This is a genomic window from Micromonospora sp. NPDC049047 (assembly GCF_040649135.1).
In the GTDB taxonomy this organism is placed as follows: domain Bacteria; phylum Actinomycetota; class Actinomycetes; order Mycobacteriales; family Micromonosporaceae; genus Micromonospora.
Map to the genome: position 1 here is coordinate 227,633 of NZ_JBEZEY010000008.1, position 17,564 is coordinate 245,196.

Below are 17,564 nucleotides of genomic sequence, written 5' to 3' on the forward strand. Positions count from 1 at the left end.
CCCGGCCGGGTCGATCCGAACCCATCCGCACAGACCACGACGGGCCGCCCCGGCCGTCGTACGAAAGGGAAGTTCTCATGAGCGTTGAGGTGTACTACGACGACGATGCCGACCTCGGCCTGATCCAGGCCAAGAAGGTCGCGGTCATCGGCTACGGCAGCCAGGGCCACGCCCACGCGCTGTCGCTGCGCGACTCCGGCGTCGACGTGGTGATCGGTCTGCCGGAGGGCTCGAAGAGCCGCCCCAAGGCCGAGGACCAGGGCCTGCGGGTGGTCACCCCCGCGCAGGCCGCCGCCGAGGCCGACGTGATCATGGTGCTCGCGCCGGACACCGCCCAGCGCTCCATCTACACCGAGTCGATCGCCCCGCACCTCACCCCGGGCAAGGCCATCTTCTTCGGCCACGGCTTCAACATCCGGTACGGCCTGATCAAGCCGCCGGCCGAGGTGGACGTGGCGATGGTCGCGCCGAAGGGCCCCGGCCACCTGGTTCGCCGCCAGTACGCCGACGGCAAGGGCGTGCCCTGTCTCGTCGCCGTCGAGCAGGACGCCAGCGGCAACGCGTTCGCCCTCGCCCTCGCGTACGCGAAGGGGATCGGCGGCACCCGGGCCGGCGCGATCAAGACCACGTTCACCGAGGAGACCGAGACCGACCTCTTCGGCGAGCAGGCGGTGCTCTGCGGCGGTGCCTCGGCGCTTGTGCAGACCGGTTTCGAGGTGCTCACCGAGGCGGGCTACGCCCCGGAGGTCGCCTACTTCGAGTGCCTGCACGAGCTGAAGCTGATCGTCGACCTCATGTACGAGGGCGGCATCGCGAAGATGCGCTACAGCATCTCCGACACCGCCGAGTACGGCGACCTCTCCCGTGGCTCGCGCATCATCGACTCCCGGGTCAAGGACGAGATGCGCAAGATCCTGGGCGAGATCCAGTCCGGCGAGTTCGCCCGCGAGTGGGTCGCCGAGGACGAGGCCGGCCGGCCCAACTTCACCAAGTGGCAGGCCGAGGGCGCGGCGCACCCGATCGAGGAGACCGGCAAGAAGCTGCGCGGCATGATGAGCTGGGTGGACCGCCCGATCACCGAGACCGCCTGACCCGTACGACCCACAACGGTCCACCAGCGGCCGGCGATCCTGCGCTCTCCCCGGCGCGGGTCGCCGGCCGCTGGCCGTGGCGCTCCGGGTCACCGGTCTTCGATCGCCTCGGCCTCACCGGCCGCCCGGCCGGCCTCTTCGTACCGGCCGAGGTGGTTGAGGAGGTCGGCGAACGCGCGCAGCGCGACGACCAACCGACGCTGGTACCGAGCGGGGTCGCGCCTCCTGGCCCCTGCGCGAGCGCGGATCCGACGGTGCGGTCGTCGGGGACCGAACCCTGCGCGACGAGCGCCCGCGCGAGTCCCACCTCGTGTCGGCCCGGCTGGTCCCGGACCAACCGCCGGTAGAGCGCTACCGCCTTGTCGGCGGCGGCGGTCCGCCGACGCACGAAGCCGCGGCGGATTTTCACCTGCTGGGACCGGGTGACAAACGCCTCGGCAAGCGTCGGCACGAACCGCGCGAGATCGATGCGGGTCAGCTGTCGCAGCAGGGTGATGCGCGCGGCGAGCAACAAGGGCGGTTCCTTCCCGAGGGCGGTGCCTCCGGTTGTAGTGGACGCGGGCAACCGTGTCGGTGCGGTGAACGGCCGATGTCCGTCCCTCGACCGGGCGTGTGAGGGCACTCACCCCGCAGAGCGGAACACGCCGCCCAGCCAGGCCCCTACGATCGCGGGTAGGTGCAGCAGCCGGCACCTGACGGCCACGGCACGGATCAGCGCAGGGCGCAGTGCGGCGCCCGGCCGCCCGCGCCGATCGCAAACACGACCTCTACGAGGACCGATGAATCCTGTCGTACTGATCGCCGAAGAACTCGCCCCCGCCGCCATCGAGGTGCTCGCCCACGACTTCGACGTCCGGCACGTCGACGGCACCGACCGTCCGGCCCTGCTCTCGGCGCTCTCCGAGGCTGACGCCGTCATCGTGCGCAGCGCGACCCAGATCGACGCCGAGGCGGTCGCCGCCGCACCGCGACTCAAGGTGGTCGCCCGGGCCGGCGTCGGGCTGGACAACGTCGAGGTGGCGGCCGCCACCGCGCGGGGTGTGATGGTCGTCAACGCGCCCACCTCGAACATCGTCTCCGCCGCCGAGCAGGCCGTCGCGCTGCTGCTCGCCGTTGCCCGGAACACCGCCAGCGCCAGTGCCGCGCTCAAGGCGGGGGAGTGGAAGCGGTCGAAGTACACGGGTGTCGAGGTGCAGGGCAAGACCGTCGGCGTGGTCGGGCTCGGTCGCATCGGGGTGCTCTTCGCGCAGCGCATCGCCGCGTTCGGCACCCGGCTCATCGCGTACGACCCGTACATCCAGCCGGCCCGTGCGGCGCAGCTCGGCGTACGCCTGGTCGGGCTGGAGGAGCTGCTGCGGGAGAGCGACTTCATCTCCATCCACCTGCCGAAGACGCCGGAGACGGTGGGCCTGATCGGGGAGAAGGAGTTGGCGATCGTCAAGCCCGGCGTGCGCATCGTCAACGCCGCCCGGGGTGGCCTCGTCGACGAGCAGGCGCTGGCGAACGCCATCGCCGAGGGCCGGGTCGCCGGTGCCGGCATCGACGTGTACAGCAAGGAGCCGTGCACCTCCTCGCCGCTGTTCGCGTTCGACAACGTGGTGGCCACCCCGCACCTGGGTGCGTCCACCGGTGAGGCGCAGGACAAGGCCGGCCTCGCCGTGGCGAAGAGCGTCAAGCTGGCGTTGCAGGGCGAGTTCGTGCCGGACGCGGTGAACGTGCAGGCCGGTGGTCTGGTCGCCGAGGACGTGCGGCCGCTGCTGCCGCTTGCCGAGAAGCTCGGCCGGGCGTTCACCGCGGTCGCCGGCGGCGTCGCGGCCAGTGTCACCGTCGAGGTTCGCGGCGAGATCGTCGCGCACGACGTGTCGGTGCTCAAGCTCGCCGCGACGAAGGGGCTGTTCAGCTCGGTCGTCGAGGAGCAGGTCACCTACGTCAACGCGCCGCACCTGGCCGCGGAGCGGGGCGTCGAGGTCAACCTGGCGACCCTGGCCGAGACGGCCGAGCAGCCCACCCTGGTCACCGTACGCGGCGCGCTGCCCGACGGCCGAACGGTGAGCGTCTCCGGCACTGTCACCCACTCGGGTGCTCGTGACGTGCTCAAGCTGACCGAGGTGGACGGTTTCGACGTGGAGATCGGCGCGGAGGGCATCCTGCTCTTCCTGCGCTACGCCGACCGGCCCGGTGTCGTCGGCACTGTCGGTACTTTGCTGGGCGAGTCGGGCATCAACATCGCCGCCATGCAGGTGGCTCGTCGGGAGGCGGGTGGCGAGACGCTGATGACGCTCACCGTCGACCAGGCGCTCGGTGCCGACCTGCTCACCTCGGCCGCCGAGTCGATCGGCGCCACCGCGGCCAGCGCCGCCGACCTGCGCGACGAGTAGCAGCGGACAGACACCACGGGGGGCCTGGCGATACGCCGGGCCCCTCGTCGTTTCCGGTCCGTGCCGCCGGTCGGGTCAGCCGGGCAGTCGTGCCGGGGGCGGGTAGACCGAGCCGTCCTGCGGGTCGAAGAGCATCAGCCCGTGCTCGCCGGCCAGCCGCTCGATGTCGAGCAGCACCTGGTCCGCGCAGGTCGGGTGCAGGTTCAGCTCGACATGGTCGTGGGCGGCGTGCAGTGGTGCCACCGCCCACGGGCTGTTCGCGCCGGGGTGACGGTCCGGGTAGGAGGCGGTGATCGCCCGGTAGAAGCCGACCACCCGCGGGTCCGGGTAACGGTCCACGTGTCGCCCCTGCCGGCAACCCTCGACCGCTGTCCGTACGTCCTCGGGCGTCGCCCCGTCCTCCAGGGCCCACACGCTCAGATCGAAACTCACGGCGGATAGCGTGCCATCCGCCGTTCACCATGTCGAAACTGCCTCGCTGCCGGTCAACCAGTGGGCCGGCAGCATCCCGTCACGACGGTCCGGTGTAGAGACTCTTGCGTCGAGTTGCGTCGATTCGCTAGCGTACGTGCTGCGGTCACTGGCCGAGTTCGAGGCGCCGGCCCGTCTTCGGGTGGCGCGGTCGGCATCCGGCGCGACCGGTCCGCACCCCTCGATTGTGCGAGCCACGCACACTCGTCGCTGATCGGCCCCCACGGTCGTTGCCGAGAGCGTGGGGGCCGATCGCAACAGAAGGTGGCCGCCCGGCGGACCCGCAACCGGGCCCCGGGGCCGATCGCAACGCTCAGCGTCGGTGGGCGAAGAGCGCCCGGTAGTTGGAGTTGCCGCGGAACCACGCCAGCCCGGTGGGGCCGGCCGCGTACAGCGCTGTCGCGTAGGCGTCGGCGATCGTCAGGTCGGGGCCCACGACGGTGGCGGCGACGAGCTGGTCGGCCGGCTCGCCGGTGTGCGGGTCCACCACGTGGCCCTGCCGCCCGGTCACCCCGGAGGTGCCGACCGCCCCGGCGGTCATCTCCAACACAAGTGGTGCGCGCTCGGGCGCGGTGGGGTGGTGCACCGCTACCCGCCAGGGCCCGCCGTGCGGCGCGTGGCCGCGGACGACGAGGTCGGCCCCGGCGAGTACGGCGTAGTCGTGGATGCCGGCGGCCCGCAGCCGCTCGGCGGCCCGTTCCACAGCCCAGCCACCGAGCAGGCCGCCCGGGTCGAAGCCGCCGGGCACCGCCCAGGCGTCGAACCACCCGTCGGTGGCCGCGCGCATTGCCGCGCAGCGGTCCACCAGGTCGGCGAGCGGGGCGTACGAGTCGGGGCTGATCTCACCCCGACGCAGCCGGGAGACCAGGCTCTCCGGCCGGTTGGGGCCGTAGGTGAGGTCGATCGCGCGCAGCTCCGCGACGCTGTCCCGCAACGCCTCGCCCACGCCCCGGCGGCCGAGCCACTCGGGCGCGTTGAGGAAGAGGGTGTATTCGGCGGTCGCGGTGCGTACGGTGTGCTGCACCGCGATCCGGCCCTCGGTGGCGCCGCCCGGGTCTATCCGGTGCCGACGGCTGCCGAGTCGGAGGTCGGGCCGACGGTTGCGGAACGCCGACGGGTCCGGCCAGCGGGTCCGCGGCTGCTCGTCGATGCGCATCGCATCTGCCCCCTCGCACTCGGTGCCGCGTCGTCGCGACCCAGCGGTCGGCAGGGCCCCGTGACCCGCCGATCGCCAGCCTAGGCAGCGGACATGACCGCCTCATGAGTTCCAGCTGAGAGGCTGCTGTGCATTGCAAATCCCATATTTTGAACCCCGCGTACCGGGAGGCGGGACAGCGACGTACCGTTGCCGGAACGGACCCGTTGAGCAGAGGAGTGCGGTCGTGGCGCGGATCGCGGTGGTGGCCGGAGATGGCATCGGGCCCGAGGTGGTCGCGCAGGCCCGCAAGGTCCTCGACGCGGTACTGCCCGGTGTGCAGGCCACCGAGTACGACCTCGGCGCGGCCCGCTGGCACCGTACCGGAGAGGTGCTGCCCGACTCGGTGCTCACCGAGCTGGCCGGGCACGACGCGATCCTGCTCGGCGCGGTAGGCGACCCGACGGTCCCGCCCGGGGTGCTGGAGCGAGGGCTGCTGCTCAAGCTCCGGTTCGCGTTCGACCAGTACGTCAACCTGCGCCCGTCCCGGCTCTGGCCCGGGGTCGCCGGCCCGCTCGGCAGTGTCAAGCCGGGTGAGGTCGACCTCGTGGTGGTGCGCGAGGGCACCGAGGGCCTCTATGCCGGGGCCGGTGGTTCGCTGCACCGGGACACTCCCGCCGAGGTCGCCACCGAGGAGAGCCTGAACACCCGGCACGGCGTGGAGCGGGTGATCCGGGACGCGTTCGCCCGCGCCGCCCGCCGGGAGCGGCGCAAGGTCACCCTGGTGCACAAGACCAACGTGCTCACCCACGCCGGGTCGCTCTGGGCGCGCACCTTCGACGCGGTCGCCGCCGAGCACCCGGACGTCGCCACCGAGTACCAGCACGTCGACGCCGCCGCGATGTTCCTGGTCACCCAGCCGCAGCGCTACGACGTGGTGGTCACCGACAACCTCTTCGGCGACATCCTCACCGACATCGCCGCCGCCGTCACCGGCGGGATCGGGTTGGCCGCCAGCGGCTGCATCAACCCCGAGGGGGCGTACCCCTCGATGTTCGAACCGGTGCACGGCTCCGCGCCGGACATCGCCGGGCGGGGCATCGCCGACCCGGTCGCCGCCGTGCTCTCCGTCGCCCTGCTGCTGGAGCAGCTCGGGCACACCGAGGCCGCCATCCGGGTCAACGCGGCGGTCGCCGCCGAGCTGGCCAGCCGCACGCCGGGTGCGACGCTGCGTACCGAAGAGGTCGGGGACCGGCTCGCCGCCCACGCCGTAGCCTGATCGCCCCGGCGTCGGCCTGGTCGCCACCCGGTCCGGCCCGAGCGGCGCTACCCGCTGAACGACCGTTCGGGGTAAGTTTCTGGCACAGTCATGTCGGTGTGCGGTCTCGCATGCCGTTGTCCACAGGGAGGTCAGCGCGATGAGCGGTGGTGACATGCTCGACTTCGAGATCCGTCCGAATCCCGCGCCGGTATCCGCCGCCGATCGGGCCGCCCTGCTGGCCAACCCCGGGTTCGGCCGCGTCTTCACCGACCACATGGTCACCGTCCGTTACGCCGAGGGCAAGGGTTGGTACGACGCCCGGGTGGAGGCACGTGCCCCGATCCCGATGGACCCGGCCAGCGCCGTGCTGCACTACGCCCAGGAGATCTTCGAGGGGCTGAAGGCGTACCGGACGGCCGACGGCGGCGTGACGATCTTCCGGCCGGACGCCAACGCCGCCCGCTTCGTCACCTCGGCGCAGCGGATGGCGATGCCGGAGCTGCCGCCCGAGGTGTTCGTCGACTCGCTGCACAAGCTCATCGAGATCGACCGGGACTGGATCCCCACGGTCGCGGACAGCAGCCTCTACCTGCGGCCGTTCATGTTCGCCAGCGAGGTCTTCCTCGGCGTCCGCCCGGCCAACGAATACCTCTACATGGTGATCGCCTCGCCGGCCGGGTCGTACTTCAGCGGTGGGGTCAAGCCGGTCACCGTCTGGGTCTCCCCGGACTACACCCGGGCCGCGCCCGGCGGCACCGGCGCGGCCAAGTGCGGCGGCAACTACGCCGCGTCCCTCGCCGCCCAGGCCGAGGCCATCGAGGCCGGCTGCGACCAGGTGGTCTTCCTGGACGCGGTGGAGCGCCGCTTCGTCGACGAGTTGGGCGGCATGAACGTCTTCTTCGTCTACGACGACGACACGGTCGTCACCCCGCCGCTGACCGGCACGATCCTGCCGGGCATCACCCGCGACGCGATCCTCACCCTGGCCGGTGCCGCGGGTCACCAGGTCGAGGAGCGGCCGGTCAGCTTCGCCGACTGGCAGACCGACGCGGCAAGCGGTCGCCTCCGGGAGGTGTTCGCCTGCGGCACCGCAGCGGTAATCACCCCGATCGGTGGGGTCCGCACCCCGGACGGCGAGTTCCTGGTCGGCGGCGGCGAGCCCGGCCGGGTGACAATGGCCCTGCGTCAGCAGTTGGTGGACATCCAGCGCGGCAACACGGCCGACGAGTACGGCTGGGTGCACCGGGTGCTCTGACCTGCGTGGCTGCGCCGGCCCGTCGCAATCGGACGGGCCGGCGCGGTCGGGTCATGGTGGTCGGTCCCGACCGACCGGGCGGGCTACGCCCCGCCCGGCTCGGCCAGCAGGTGGTCGCGGAGGGCGGCGAGCTGCTCGTCGGTCACCCCGGCATGTCGCAGGTACGCCTCCACCGAGCCGTGCCCCTCGCGTAGCTCGTCCAGGAAGAGCTGCATCGCCTCGGCGGGCGAAGCCAGGAACGGTGCCGGCACGTCCACGCCGTCCGGGTTGATGGCGGCCAGCCAGGCACTGTAGCGGGCCGACCCCTCGCTGCTGAGCGCGTAGTCCGCAGTGATCTGCGCGTCGTCGACGCCGAGCACGGCGAGGGTCAGCGCACAAACGATGCCGGTGCGGTCCTTGCCGGCCACGCAGTGCACCACCACCGGGGCATTCGCCGAGTCGGCGATCAGGCCGACCGCCTCGCCCAGCCCTGCGGTGCCGGTCTGGGCCAGGTCGGCGTACCGGTCCGCGAGGTAACGGGCCAGGCTGGCACCCTCGTCGTGCGGCACGCCCGCCCAGTCGTCGTGTTCCGGGTGGATGTTGTGATAGGTCAGCCCCTGGTAGGCCGGCACCCGCCCGTCGCGCTGCACCTCGGTGGGGCGGCGCAGGTCGATGACGGTGCGGATCCCGATCGCGACGAACGCGTCCCGGTCCTGCTCGGTGAGGCGGTGCAGCGAGTCGGACCGGAAGAGCCGGCCCCGGCGTACGGGTCGGTCGCCGTGGCCGAGGCAGCCACCGACGTCGCGGAAGTTGAAGGTGGCGGGCAGCGAGGTCTGGCGATTGTCGTCGATGGCGTCCACGTTCACACGGTAACGGCCGGTGGGGTCGGACCCCACCGGCCGTCGGGTCGAACAGTCACCGGGCGGTACCCGGCGGGAGGGCACCGTACGTCTCGTCGTAGTAACCGCCGAGCTGATCCCGGTAGCTCGGGTCGCTGTGGCTGCTCTCGTCGTACTCCGGGGCGGCCTTGATCTGGTCCCGGGTGCGGTCGACGGAAACGGTGCGCTGGTCGTGGTCGACCTGGTTGACGGTGCCGGCCGGCAACATCACCTTCTTGCCGAAGATCCAGGGGCCGGTGTCCACCACCAGGTAGCTGCCGCCCACCTCGTGGCTGGCGCTGTCGATCTTGCCGATGCCACCGTCGCTGGCCTCGACCTTGTAGCCGACCAGGTCGGCGTCGGCCACCCCGGCGTGGTCCCGGTACCGCCAGGGGTCGAACGTTCCGGCTGGCGCGCCACCGGGCACGACGCCCTGGTCACCGCCGTGCAGCGGGTCCGGCCCGGCGTGCGTGGCGTGCGGATCGATCCTGTCCATGCCGTTCACTCCTGACTGTCGCCGATCGTCTCGGCGTAGGCGGGTTCGTGGTCCCCGCAGGAGCTACCCGGCCACCGGGGGCCGGAAACGGCGTGCGGCCGAGGCCGCCACACCGCGACGGGCCGGCGCCGCGAGATGCGGCGCCGGCCCGTCCGGGCGGATACCTGCTCAGGCCAGGGCGGCCTCGGCGTCCAGGGTGACCGCGGCGGCGTGCACCACTGCGGAGATCCGCAGGGCCTCGTGCACCTGCTCGCGGGTGAAGCCGCTGCCGCGCAGCGTCTTCTCGTGCGACTCCAGGCACACGCCGCAGCCGGTGATGGCCGACACGGCCAGGCACCAGAGTTCGAAGTCGCCCTTGTCCACGCCGGGCCGCGCGATGATCTGCATCCGCAGCCGGGCCGGCATCGAGGCGTACTGCTCGTCGCCGATGACGTGCTTGGCCCGGTAGTAGATGTTGTTCATCGCCATGATCGCGGCGGCGCCCTTGGCCGCTTCGACGCCCTCCGGCCCGAGGTGCGCAAGCGCCTCGGCGGCGATCTCCCGCAGCAGCACCGGGTTGCGGGCGGCGACCGCGCAGGCCAGCGCGGTGCCCCAGGTCTGCACCGGGGTCAGCGTCGAGGTGCCGATCGTGGAGCCCAGATTGAGTTTGATGTCCTTGGCGTACTCGGGCAGGCCAGCCTTGACCGCGTCCAGGCCCATGCTCAGACCCCGGCGGCGAGGAGCGCGTTGGCGTCGAGGGTGTCGCCGCCCTTGTTCCAGTTGCACGGGCACAGCTCGTCGGTCTGCAGTGCGTCGAGCACCCGCAGCACCTCGGAGACGTTGCGGCCGACCGAGCCGGCGGTGACCATTGCGAACTGGATCTCGTTGTTCGGGTCGACGATGAAGGTCGCCCGCTGGGCCACGCCGTCCTCGCCGAGCACGCCGCAGGCGGCGGACAGCTCGCGCTTGATGTCGCTGAGCATCGGGAACGGCAGCTCCCGAAGGTCGGGGTGGTCCTTGCGCCACGCGTAGTGGACGAACTCGTTGTCCACGGACGCCCCGAGGACCTGTGCGTCCCGGTCGGCGAACTCGCCGTTGAGTCGGCCGAACTCCGCGATCTCCGTCGGGCAGATGAAGGTGAAGTCCTTCGGCCAGAAGAAGACCACCCGCCACTTGCCCTCGTGGGACTTGTGGTTGATCGTCTCGAACGCCTTGTTGGCGTCGAGAGACACGCAGGCGGTGAGTTCGTACTCAGGGAAGCGGTCACCGACAGTGAGCACAGGTCCTCCTTCTAGGCGGCACGGTGGCCGTAACTGGATCCGTTCCAGATTGTTCCGCACTGCTGTTTTGGCCGGTGGGCGGCCTGGGAGCGGGTGAAGCCGATCACCGGCGGGGGTCCGGGCCGGGTTCTCGGGACCGGGCGACCCCGAGAACCCTCCGTAACGGTCCCGGAATGTGGATTGTTCTTCCCACATTCGGAAGGGAGTGGCAGAGTGGCGATCGTGACCAGCACCGTCCTGATTATTGCGACCTAGCGCGCCGGCTCTCCCCTCCGCCGAGCGCGCAGACCTCCCGCACCCGCGGGAGGTCTTTTTGTTGCTCCGAGAAAGGATCCTGATGACGTTCCAGGTCTTCGACACGACCTTGCGCGACGGCGCCCAGCGCGAGGGGCTCACCTACTCGGTGATCGACAAGCTGGCGGTGGCCCGGCTGCTCGACGAGTTCGGCGTCGGCTTCATCGAGGGCGGCTGGCCCGGCGCGGTGCCCAAGGACACCGAGTTCTTCCGCCGGGCGCGTACCGAGTTGGACCTGCGGCACGCAGTGCTCGTCGCGTTCGGCGCCACCCGCAAGGCCGGCGTCGCGGTCGCCGACGACCCCCAGGTGCGCGCCCTGCTCGACGCGCAGACCCCGGCGGTGGCGCTTGTCGCCAAGGCCGACACCCGGCACGTCGAACGGGCGCTACGCACCACCGGCGCGGAGAACCTGGCGATGATCCACGACACCGTCAGTCACCTTGTCGCCGAGGGCCGCCGGGTGTTCGTCGACGGTGAGCACTTCTTCGACGGCTACCGGCACGACCCGGCGTACGGCGCGGCAGTGGTGCAGACCGCAGTCGCCGCGGGCGCCGAGCGGATGGTCCTCTGCGACACCAACGGCGGCATGCTGCCGTCCCAGGTGACCGCCGTGATCGTCGACCTGACCAACCGACTCGGCGTCGACCCCGCGCTGTTCGGCATCCACGCGCAGAACGACACCGCGTGCGCCGTGGCCAACACGATCGCCGCCGTCGAGGCCGGCGTCCGCCACGTGCAGGGCACCGCCAACGGGTACGGCGAACGCCCCGGCAACGCCGACATCTTCGCGGTCGTCGCCAACCTCCAACTCAAGCTCGGCATGCCCGTCCTACCGGAGGGCTGCCTGGCGCAGATGGTGCGGGTCTCGCACGCCATCGCCGAGATCGCCAACATCGCCCCCGACACCCACCAGGCGTACGCCGGGGCCGCGGCCTTCGCCCACAAGGCGGGGCTGCACGCGAGCGCGATCAAGGTCGACCCGTTGCTCTACAACCACGTGGACCCGTCGGTGGTGGGCAACGACATGCGGATCCTGGTCACCGAGATGGCCGGCCGGGCCAGTGTCGAGCTCAAGAGCCGCGAGCTCGGCCTGGACCTGGCCGGCAGTCCGGAGGCGCTGACCCGGGTCACCAAGCGGGTCAAGGAGCTGGAGGCCGGTGGCTGGTCCTTCGAAGCCGCGGACGCCTCCTTCGAACTGCTGGTCCGCTCCGAGTTGCCGGAGGGCGGTCCGGCCCGACCGTTCACTCTGGAGTCGTACCGGGTGCTCGTCGAACACCGCGAGGACGGTTCGGTGGTCTCCGAGGCGACCGTCAAGATCCGGGTACGCGGGGAGCGGGTGATCGCCACCGCCGAGGGCAACGGCCCGGTGAACGCCCTCGACGAGGCGCTGCGGGTGGGGCTGGCCCGGCACTACCCGCAGCTGCGCGGCTTCGAGCTTGCCGACTACAAGGTGCGCATCCTGGAGGGCAGCCATGGCACCGGCGCGGTGACCCGGGTGCTGCTGGAGACCGCCGACGGCACCGGCCGCGACTGGACGACAGTGGGCGTGCACCCCAACGTGGTCGAGGCCAGTTGGCACGCCCTGATCGACGCCCTCACCTACGGCCTGGCCCCAGCCTCGGTCTAACCCACCCCTCCCGGCCCGCACCCCGCCCCACCTCGCCCCCGGTCCCGCCCCGCCCCCGCCCCCGCCCCACCCGGTCGATCATGGAGTTCTGGTGGCGACAAAACGGGTTTCGGTGCCAAAACACCCGCCACAACTCCATGATCGACGAGGGCGGGGCGGGGCGGGGCGGGGCGGGGTGGGGTGGGGGTGGGGTGGGTTAGGGGGTGGGGAGGGTGAGGGTGGCTAGGACTGGGCGGTGGTCGCTGCCGGGTAGGGCGAGCACCCGCACTGCCTGGACCGCGATGCGCCGGTCGACGAGCACGTGGTCGATGGTGACCGGTGGGATGAGGTCCCCGTCGTACGGGCCCCAGGTGCCGGTCAGGCCCTCGCCGGTGACGTCGGCGGCGTCGACGTAACCGGTGCGCAGCAGGGCGCGGAGCGGACCGTGGTCGAGAGTGGCGTTGAAGTCTCCGGCGAGGATCTGTAGGCCACCGTCCGGGGTGGCCGGGGGTTGGGCGCCCAGGTCGGCGCGCCAGTTGCCGACCTGGTCCAGCGCGTACGGGGCTGACGGGTGGGCCGACTCGACCCGTATCGGGGGTGCGCCGGGGATGGCCACCGTCCCGTACGCCTGGGTGAAGCCCCAACCGTTGAGGTTGCGCCGCAGGCCGACGTCGGTGAGCGGCCAGCGCGAGTAGAGCCCGGAGCCGGGCGTGCCGATCTCCGCGTTGAGCTGCCGGTACGGCAGCAGCCGGTCGAGGCCGGCCTGGTCCAGGGCGGCCTGCGCCGCCGGCGTGAACTCCTGCACCGTGAGCAGGTCCACCTCGTTGCGGCGGACCAGCTCGACAAGCGTCCGGGCGTCGCCGGCGCCGGCGAGCAGGTTGGCGGTGAGCAGCCGCACGGTCGGCCCGGTCGCCGGCGGCTGCGGGGCGGCCAACGCCCGAGGTGCGACGACGCCGAGCAACGCCACGGCCGTCAGGGCCGCGACAGCCGCCGGCCACCAGCGCCGCAGGGCGAGTGCGAGGGCGAGCGGCAGCACGCTGAAACCCGCGATGTACGGCGTGAAGGCGAGCGCCTGCACCAGCGGACCCCGGTCCAGGCCGATCAGCCGGGCTGCCGCCCAGAGTGCGCCCGGCGCGACCGCCAGCCAGCAGAGTGCCGGGCCGAGCCGAGAGCGGCGGTACCACCGGGGCGTGGGCGGAGGCCCGTCGACGATCATGACGGTGATCCTAGTGCCTATGTCGAAACTGTTTCGTGAACGGTTTTACGTTCACGTTTCGCAATTATCTGACGGCTGATTGACAAGTCGATAAAGTGAGATCAACTATTGACTCTCGGCTTTTTCCGGTGCTACGTTCCATCTGGCTTAAACGACGCAACTCTGAGTAGTAATCCCAGCTCAGGGGGGATGTAGATCCTTCAGGAATCAATCTCACCGGTTGCCAGTGGGCGAGGTTTCCCGCACCCCAGTGTCGTCGTCCGCCTATTTATGGGCAGTCATCCGTCCCGCCCCGCGGGTCGGCCGAATTCGCACGGTCACACAAGGGGGACCTGTCATGGAAACATCTCTCCGACGCAAGGCGGCAGCTGTCACGTTCGCCGTCCTGGCGCTCACTCTGGCTGGCGGGGGGATCGCCGTCGCCCAACCGTCGGCGAAGGCGCCGCAGCCGGCCGTCAAGCAGGCGGAACGTCGCACGAACAGTCAGCCGCCGGTCACCGCCGAGTCCGCGCGCTCGGCGAAGGCCGCAATGAAGGCGGGTGGGGTCACCACGATGGCGGCGGCCAGCTGGTTCACCGTCGTCAACGCCAACGGCACCAAGGCGCGTGGCACCGGCACCGTGCTCAAGTACGGCCCCGGCGAGTACGAGGTGCAGTTCGGCTACAACGTCTCGGCCGGTGCCTTCCTGGCCACCATCTCCCGAGCCGACTCCTGCTGCATCCCGCCCGCTGGGGAGATCGCGGTCGCCCCGCGGCTGGGCACGCCCAACGCGGTCTTCATCCAGACCCGCGACTCGGCGGGAACACCTGCCGACCGAGGCTTCACCCTGCTCACCCACACACCCTGACCGAATCGACACCCGGCCCCCGCGCTCGTGCGCGGGGGCCGGGCGCTGTCCACCCGCCCTCGCCCGACGGCCCGGCCATGATCGCCCGTGCGCGACGCGGGGCGCTGTCCACCCGCGTCCGCCCGCCACGACCCCGTGCCCGACGCGGGTTGCGTGCATCCGTGCTGTCCGGGCCAGTGTGATGCCCGCGCCCACCGCCGCGCCGGTCCTGGCCCCGCCTGCCGGGTGCCGACCTGGTTGTCGGTCCTCGGCAGGCTCGCGTCGATCGTCACGCTTGCGTGCGACTCATCCCCGTTCGAGCCACCCCGGGCCGGTCCGGCCCGCACAATCCCACGTTTGCCGGGCCCCCGCCCCGGGAAGCAAGCACCGTGACGGACATCTCGGACACCCTGGCCAGCATGCCCAGCTCGGTCGATCGCGAGCCGACAGGCGTCGAGCTGGAACAGACCCTCTTCGAGGTCAAACGCGTGATCGTCGGGCAGGATCGGCTCGTCCAACGCCTGCTCACCGCACTGATCGCCAACGGGCACTGCCTCCTGGAGGGCGTACCCGGAGTGGCCAAGACCCTGGCCGCGCAGACCCTCGCCACAGTCGTCGGCGGCACCTTCTCCCGGATCCAGTTCACCCCGGACCTGGTCCCCTCCGACATCGTCGGCACCCGGATCTACCGGGCCTCCAAGGAGACCTTCGACATCGAGTTGGGTCCGATCATGGCCAACCTGGTGCTGGCCGACGAAATCAACCGTGCCCCGGCCAAGGTGCAGTCGGCGCTGCTGGAGGCGATGGCCGAACGGCAGGTCTCCATCGGCGGGCGCAGCTGGCCGGTCCCGGCCCCGTTCCTGGTCCTGGCCACCCAGAACCCGATCGAGTCCGAGGGGGTCTACCAACTCCCGGAGGCGCAGCGCGACCGGTTCCTGATGAAGGTGGTCGTCGACTACCCGAGCGACGCCGACGAACTCGCCATCCTCTACCGGATGAGCACCGACCGGCCGAGCCCGCGCCCGGTGCTCGACGCGCAACGACTGCGGGACCTCCAGGCCCACGCCGAGAAGGTCTTCGTGCATCACGCGTTGGCCGAGTACGTGGTGCGGCTGATCCTCGCCACCCGTGACCCGGGCCGCTTCGGGCTGCCGGAGATCGCCCCGCTGTTGGCGTACGGCGCCAGCCCGCGGGCCACCCTGGGCCTGGTCGCCGCCGCCCGGGCCCAGGCACTGCTGCGGGGGCGGGAGTACGTGCTGCCCGAGGACGTCCGCGAGCTGGCCGTCGACGTCCTCGCCCACCGGCTGGTGCTCTCCTTCGACGCGGTGGCCGACGGGGTGTCGGCCGAGAGCCTGGTGCGACGGCTGGTCGAAGCGGTGCCACCGCCCCGGTTGGCCACCGGTAACCCGCAGCAGACACCGGACCTGGCGGCGGCATGAGACGAGCTGACGTCGTACCCGCCGACCCGGGCCTCGCCGAGTTGGCCCCGGACCAGCGGGTACGTCGCCTCGAACTGACAGTCACGCGGCGGCTCAACGGGCTGCTGCACGGCCAGTACCGCGGCCTGCTGCCCGGACCGGGAAGTGAACCCGCCGGCAGCCGCGAGTACCGGCCGGGCGAGGACGAGGTCCGCCGGATGGACTGGGCGGTGACGGCCCGTACCGCCGTCCCGCACGTCCGCCAGGTCGACGCCGACCGGGAACTGACCACCTGGCTTTTGGTCGACGGCAGCGCCAGCATGGAGTTCGGCACCGCCGAGCTGGACAAGCGGGAGCTGGCGGTGGCCGCGGTCGCGGCGGTCGGCTTCCTGACCGCGGGCGTCGGCAACCGCCTCGGTGCCCAGGTGCTGCGGGCCGACGGGGTACGCCGCTTCCCGGCCCGCAGTGGGCGTACCCATCTGCTCGCCCTGCTCCGCACGCTGCTCACCGCCCCGCGGCCCACCCCGCCCGCCGACCGACCGGGGTGGGGGTCACCGGACCTGGCCGACGGGCTCGACGCGCTGCACCGGATCGCCAACCGACGCGGTCTGGTGGTGGTGGTCTCCGACTTCCTCGACGGCCTGCCCGACGACCCCGACCAGCCGGCGCCCTGGGAACGCACGGTGCGCCGGCTGGCCGCCCGGCACCAGGTGCTGGCGATCGAGGTCACCGACCCGCGTGAGCTGGAGCTACCGGACGTCGGGCTGATCACGCTCGTCGACCCGGAAACCGGTCGGCACCGCGAGGTGTGCACATCGGACCGCCGGTTGCGCGAACGCTACGCCGAGGCCGCCGCCGCCCAACGCGACCAGATCCACACGTCGTTGCGCCGCAGCGGTGCCACCCACCTGCCGCTGCGCACCGACGCGGACTGGAGCGCGGACGTCGTTCGGCACGTGCACGCCCAGCGTCGACTGGCCGCCGCGCCGGTCGGCCCAGCCCGGGGAGGTGTCGCGTGACCTGGCAGTCTCCGCTGCGACTCTGGCTGCTGCTCGGCGTCCTCGCCCTCGTCGGCGCGTACCTGCTGGTGCAGCGTCGGCGCAGCCGGTACGCGGTCCGCTTCACCAACCTGCGGCTGCTGGACCGGGTGGCGCCGGAGCGGCCCGCCTGGCGTCGGCACGTACCGGCCGGGCTCTTCCTGGCCATGCTGGCCCTGCTCGTCGTCGGGTTCGCCCGCCCCAGCGCCGAGGTCCGGGTGCCTCGGGAACGGGCCACGGTGATGGTGGCGGTGGACGTGTCCACGTCGATGCTCGCCACCGACGTCGAGCCGGACCGGTTGGCCGCGGCGAAGCAGGCGGCCCGCCGGTTCGTCGACGGCCTGCCCGACGAGTTCAACGTGGGTCTTGTCGCCTTCGCCGGCAGCGCGGCAGTGCTGGTGCCACCCGGCACCGACCGGGACGCCCTCGAGGAGGGGATCGGCCGGCTCGCCGAGGGCATCACCGGCGTGCAGGGCACCGCGATCGGCGAGGCCATCAACACGTCCCTCGGCGCGGTCAAGAGCCTGGACAGCGCGGCCGCGAAGAAGCCGCCACCGGCCCGGATCATCCTGCTCTCCGACGGCGCCAACACCTCCGGGATGGACCCGATGGAGGCGGCGGCCGAGGCGGTGACGGCGGAGGTGCCGGTGCACTCCATCTCGTTCGGGACACCGTCCGGGTTCGTCGACCGCGGCGGCCGACCCATCCAGGTGCCGGTCGACGGGCAAACCCTCAAGGAGGTCGCCGAGGAGACCGGCGGGATGTTCCACGAGGCCAGCACCACCGAGGAGTTGCGCGCCGTCTACGACGACATTGGCAGCTCGGTCGGTTACCGCACCGAGCGGCAGGACGTCTCGGCCCGGTTCATCGGCCTCGGACTGGTGTTCGCGATGGGCGCCGCCGCCGGCTCGATGCGCTGGTTCTCCCGCCTGCCCTGACCGCCGCGCACCACAGTCGTCGACCG

Annotated in this window: 16 protein-coding genes; 9 read left to right on the forward strand and 7 right to left on the reverse strand. The window is 71.7% G+C overall.

Annotated elements, in window-relative coordinates; genetic code table 11:
- Nucleotides 1-77 precede the first annotated feature (77 nt).
- Both ilvC and serA read left to right on the forward strand, forming a co-directional pair.
- Nucleotides 78-1,091 (forward strand): ketol-acid reductoisomerase, encoded by a 1,014-nt coding sequence (gene ilvC / locus AB0B86_RS15705; protein WP_357407878.1) that lies wholly within the window; start codon nt 78-80, stop codon nt 1,089-1,091.
- Between the two features lie 779 nt (nt 1,092-1,870).
- Nucleotides 1,871-3,469 (forward strand): phosphoglycerate dehydrogenase, encoded by a 1,599-nt coding sequence (gene serA / locus AB0B86_RS15710; RefSeq protein WP_357407880.1) that lies wholly within the window; start codon nt 1,871-1,873, stop codon nt 3,467-3,469.
- 75 nt (nt 3,470-3,544) lie between these two features.
- Here the strand turns inward: serA and AB0B86_RS15715 are convergent, their stop codons facing one another.
- Nucleotides 3,545-3,901, reverse strand: coding sequence for a hypothetical protein (locus AB0B86_RS15715; protein ID WP_357407882.1), 357 nt, complete (start codon nt 3,899-3,901; stop codon nt 3,545-3,547).
- A 352-nt stretch (nt 3,902-4,253) separates the two neighbouring features.
- Nucleotides 4,254-5,096: an FAD:protein FMN transferase gene (locus AB0B86_RS15720; RefSeq protein WP_357407884.1), complete on the reverse strand. Its 843-nt coding sequence runs from the start codon at nt 5,094-5,096 to the stop codon at nt 4,254-4,256.
- Between the two features lie 226 nt (nt 5,097-5,322).
- Between AB0B86_RS15720 and AB0B86_RS15725 the strand changes: the two genes are divergently transcribed.
- Both AB0B86_RS15725 and AB0B86_RS15730 read left to right on the forward strand, forming a co-directional pair.
- The gene (locus AB0B86_RS15725) at nt 5,323-6,354 is read left to right on the forward strand and encodes a 3-isopropylmalate dehydrogenase (RefSeq protein ID WP_357407886.1); all 1,032 of its coding nucleotides are present in this window, start codon (nt 5,323-5,325) and stop codon (nt 6,352-6,354) included.
- A gap of 139 nt (nt 6,355-6,493) precedes the next feature.
- Nucleotides 6,494-7,591 carry a branched-chain amino acid aminotransferase gene (locus tag AB0B86_RS15730; RefSeq protein WP_357407888.1) on the forward strand — a complete coding sequence of 366 codons (1,098 nt, stop codon included), beginning with the start codon at nt 6,494-6,496 and terminating at the stop codon, nt 7,589-7,591.
- Between the two features lie 83 nt (nt 7,592-7,674).
- On the opposite strand, the gene AB0B86_RS15735 is transcribed toward AB0B86_RS15730, so the two are convergent.
- From AB0B86_RS15735 to AB0B86_RS15750, 4 genes are all read right to left on the reverse strand, one after another.
- Nucleotides 7,675-8,466: a tyrosine-protein phosphatase gene (locus AB0B86_RS15735; protein WP_357418351.1), complete on the reverse strand. Its 792-nt coding sequence runs from the start codon at nt 8,464-8,466 to the stop codon at nt 7,675-7,677.
- A 19-nt stretch (nt 8,467-8,485) separates the two neighbouring features.
- Nucleotides 8,486-8,944, reverse strand: coding sequence for a PRC-barrel domain containing protein (locus AB0B86_RS15740; RefSeq protein ID WP_357407892.1), 459 nt, complete (start codon nt 8,942-8,944; stop codon nt 8,486-8,488).
- A 168-nt stretch (nt 8,945-9,112) separates the two neighbouring features.
- Nucleotides 9,113-9,643 (reverse strand): carboxymuconolactone decarboxylase family protein, encoded by a 531-nt coding sequence (locus AB0B86_RS15745; protein WP_357407894.1) that lies wholly within the window; start codon nt 9,641-9,643, stop codon nt 9,113-9,115.
- Nucleotides 9,644-9,645: 2 nt separating this feature from the next.
- A complete protein-coding gene (locus AB0B86_RS15750) occupies nt 9,646-10,203 on the reverse strand; it encodes a peroxiredoxin (protein WP_130408034.1) in 558 nt (185 codons plus the stop codon).
- A gap of 337 nt (nt 10,204-10,540) precedes the next feature.
- Here AB0B86_RS15750 and cimA point away from each other — a divergent pair, with 337 nt between their 5' ends.
- Complete coding sequence (gene cimA / locus AB0B86_RS15755; RefSeq protein WP_357418354.1) at nt 10,541-12,124, forward strand: citramalate synthase; 1,584 nt, start codon at nt 10,541-10,543, stop codon at nt 12,122-12,124.
- 196 nt (nt 12,125-12,320) lie between these two features.
- On the opposite strand, the gene AB0B86_RS15760 is transcribed toward cimA, so the two are convergent.
- A complete protein-coding gene (locus AB0B86_RS15760) occupies nt 12,321-13,319 on the reverse strand; it encodes an endonuclease/exonuclease/phosphatase family protein (RefSeq protein ID WP_357413746.1) in 999 nt (332 codons plus the stop codon).
- A gap of 337 nt (nt 13,320-13,656) precedes the next feature.
- Between AB0B86_RS15760 and AB0B86_RS15765 the strand changes: the two genes are divergently transcribed.
- From AB0B86_RS15765 to AB0B86_RS15780, 4 genes are all read left to right on the forward strand, one after another.
- Entirely contained in the window at nt 13,657-14,166 is a 510-nt protein-coding gene (locus AB0B86_RS15765; RefSeq protein ID WP_357413743.1) for a hypothetical protein, read from the forward strand.
- 368 nt (nt 14,167-14,534) lie between these two features.
- Nucleotides 14,535-15,584: a MoxR family ATPase gene (locus AB0B86_RS15770; protein WP_357413741.1), complete on the forward strand. Its 1,050-nt coding sequence runs from the start codon at nt 14,535-14,537 to the stop codon at nt 15,582-15,584.
- The gene (locus AB0B86_RS15775) at nt 15,581-16,582 is read left to right on the forward strand and encodes a DUF58 domain-containing protein (RefSeq protein ID WP_357413739.1); all 1,002 of its coding nucleotides are present in this window, start codon (nt 15,581-15,583) and stop codon (nt 16,580-16,582) included. Before AB0B86_RS15770 ends, AB0B86_RS15775 begins: the two co-directional genes overlap by 4 nt.
- Nucleotides 16,579-17,538 (forward strand): VWA domain-containing protein, encoded by a 960-nt coding sequence (locus AB0B86_RS15780; protein WP_357413738.1) that lies wholly within the window; start codon nt 16,579-16,581, stop codon nt 17,536-17,538. Before AB0B86_RS15775 ends, AB0B86_RS15780 begins: the two co-directional genes overlap by 4 nt.
- The last annotated feature ends 26 nt before the right edge of the window (nt 17,539-17,564 follow it).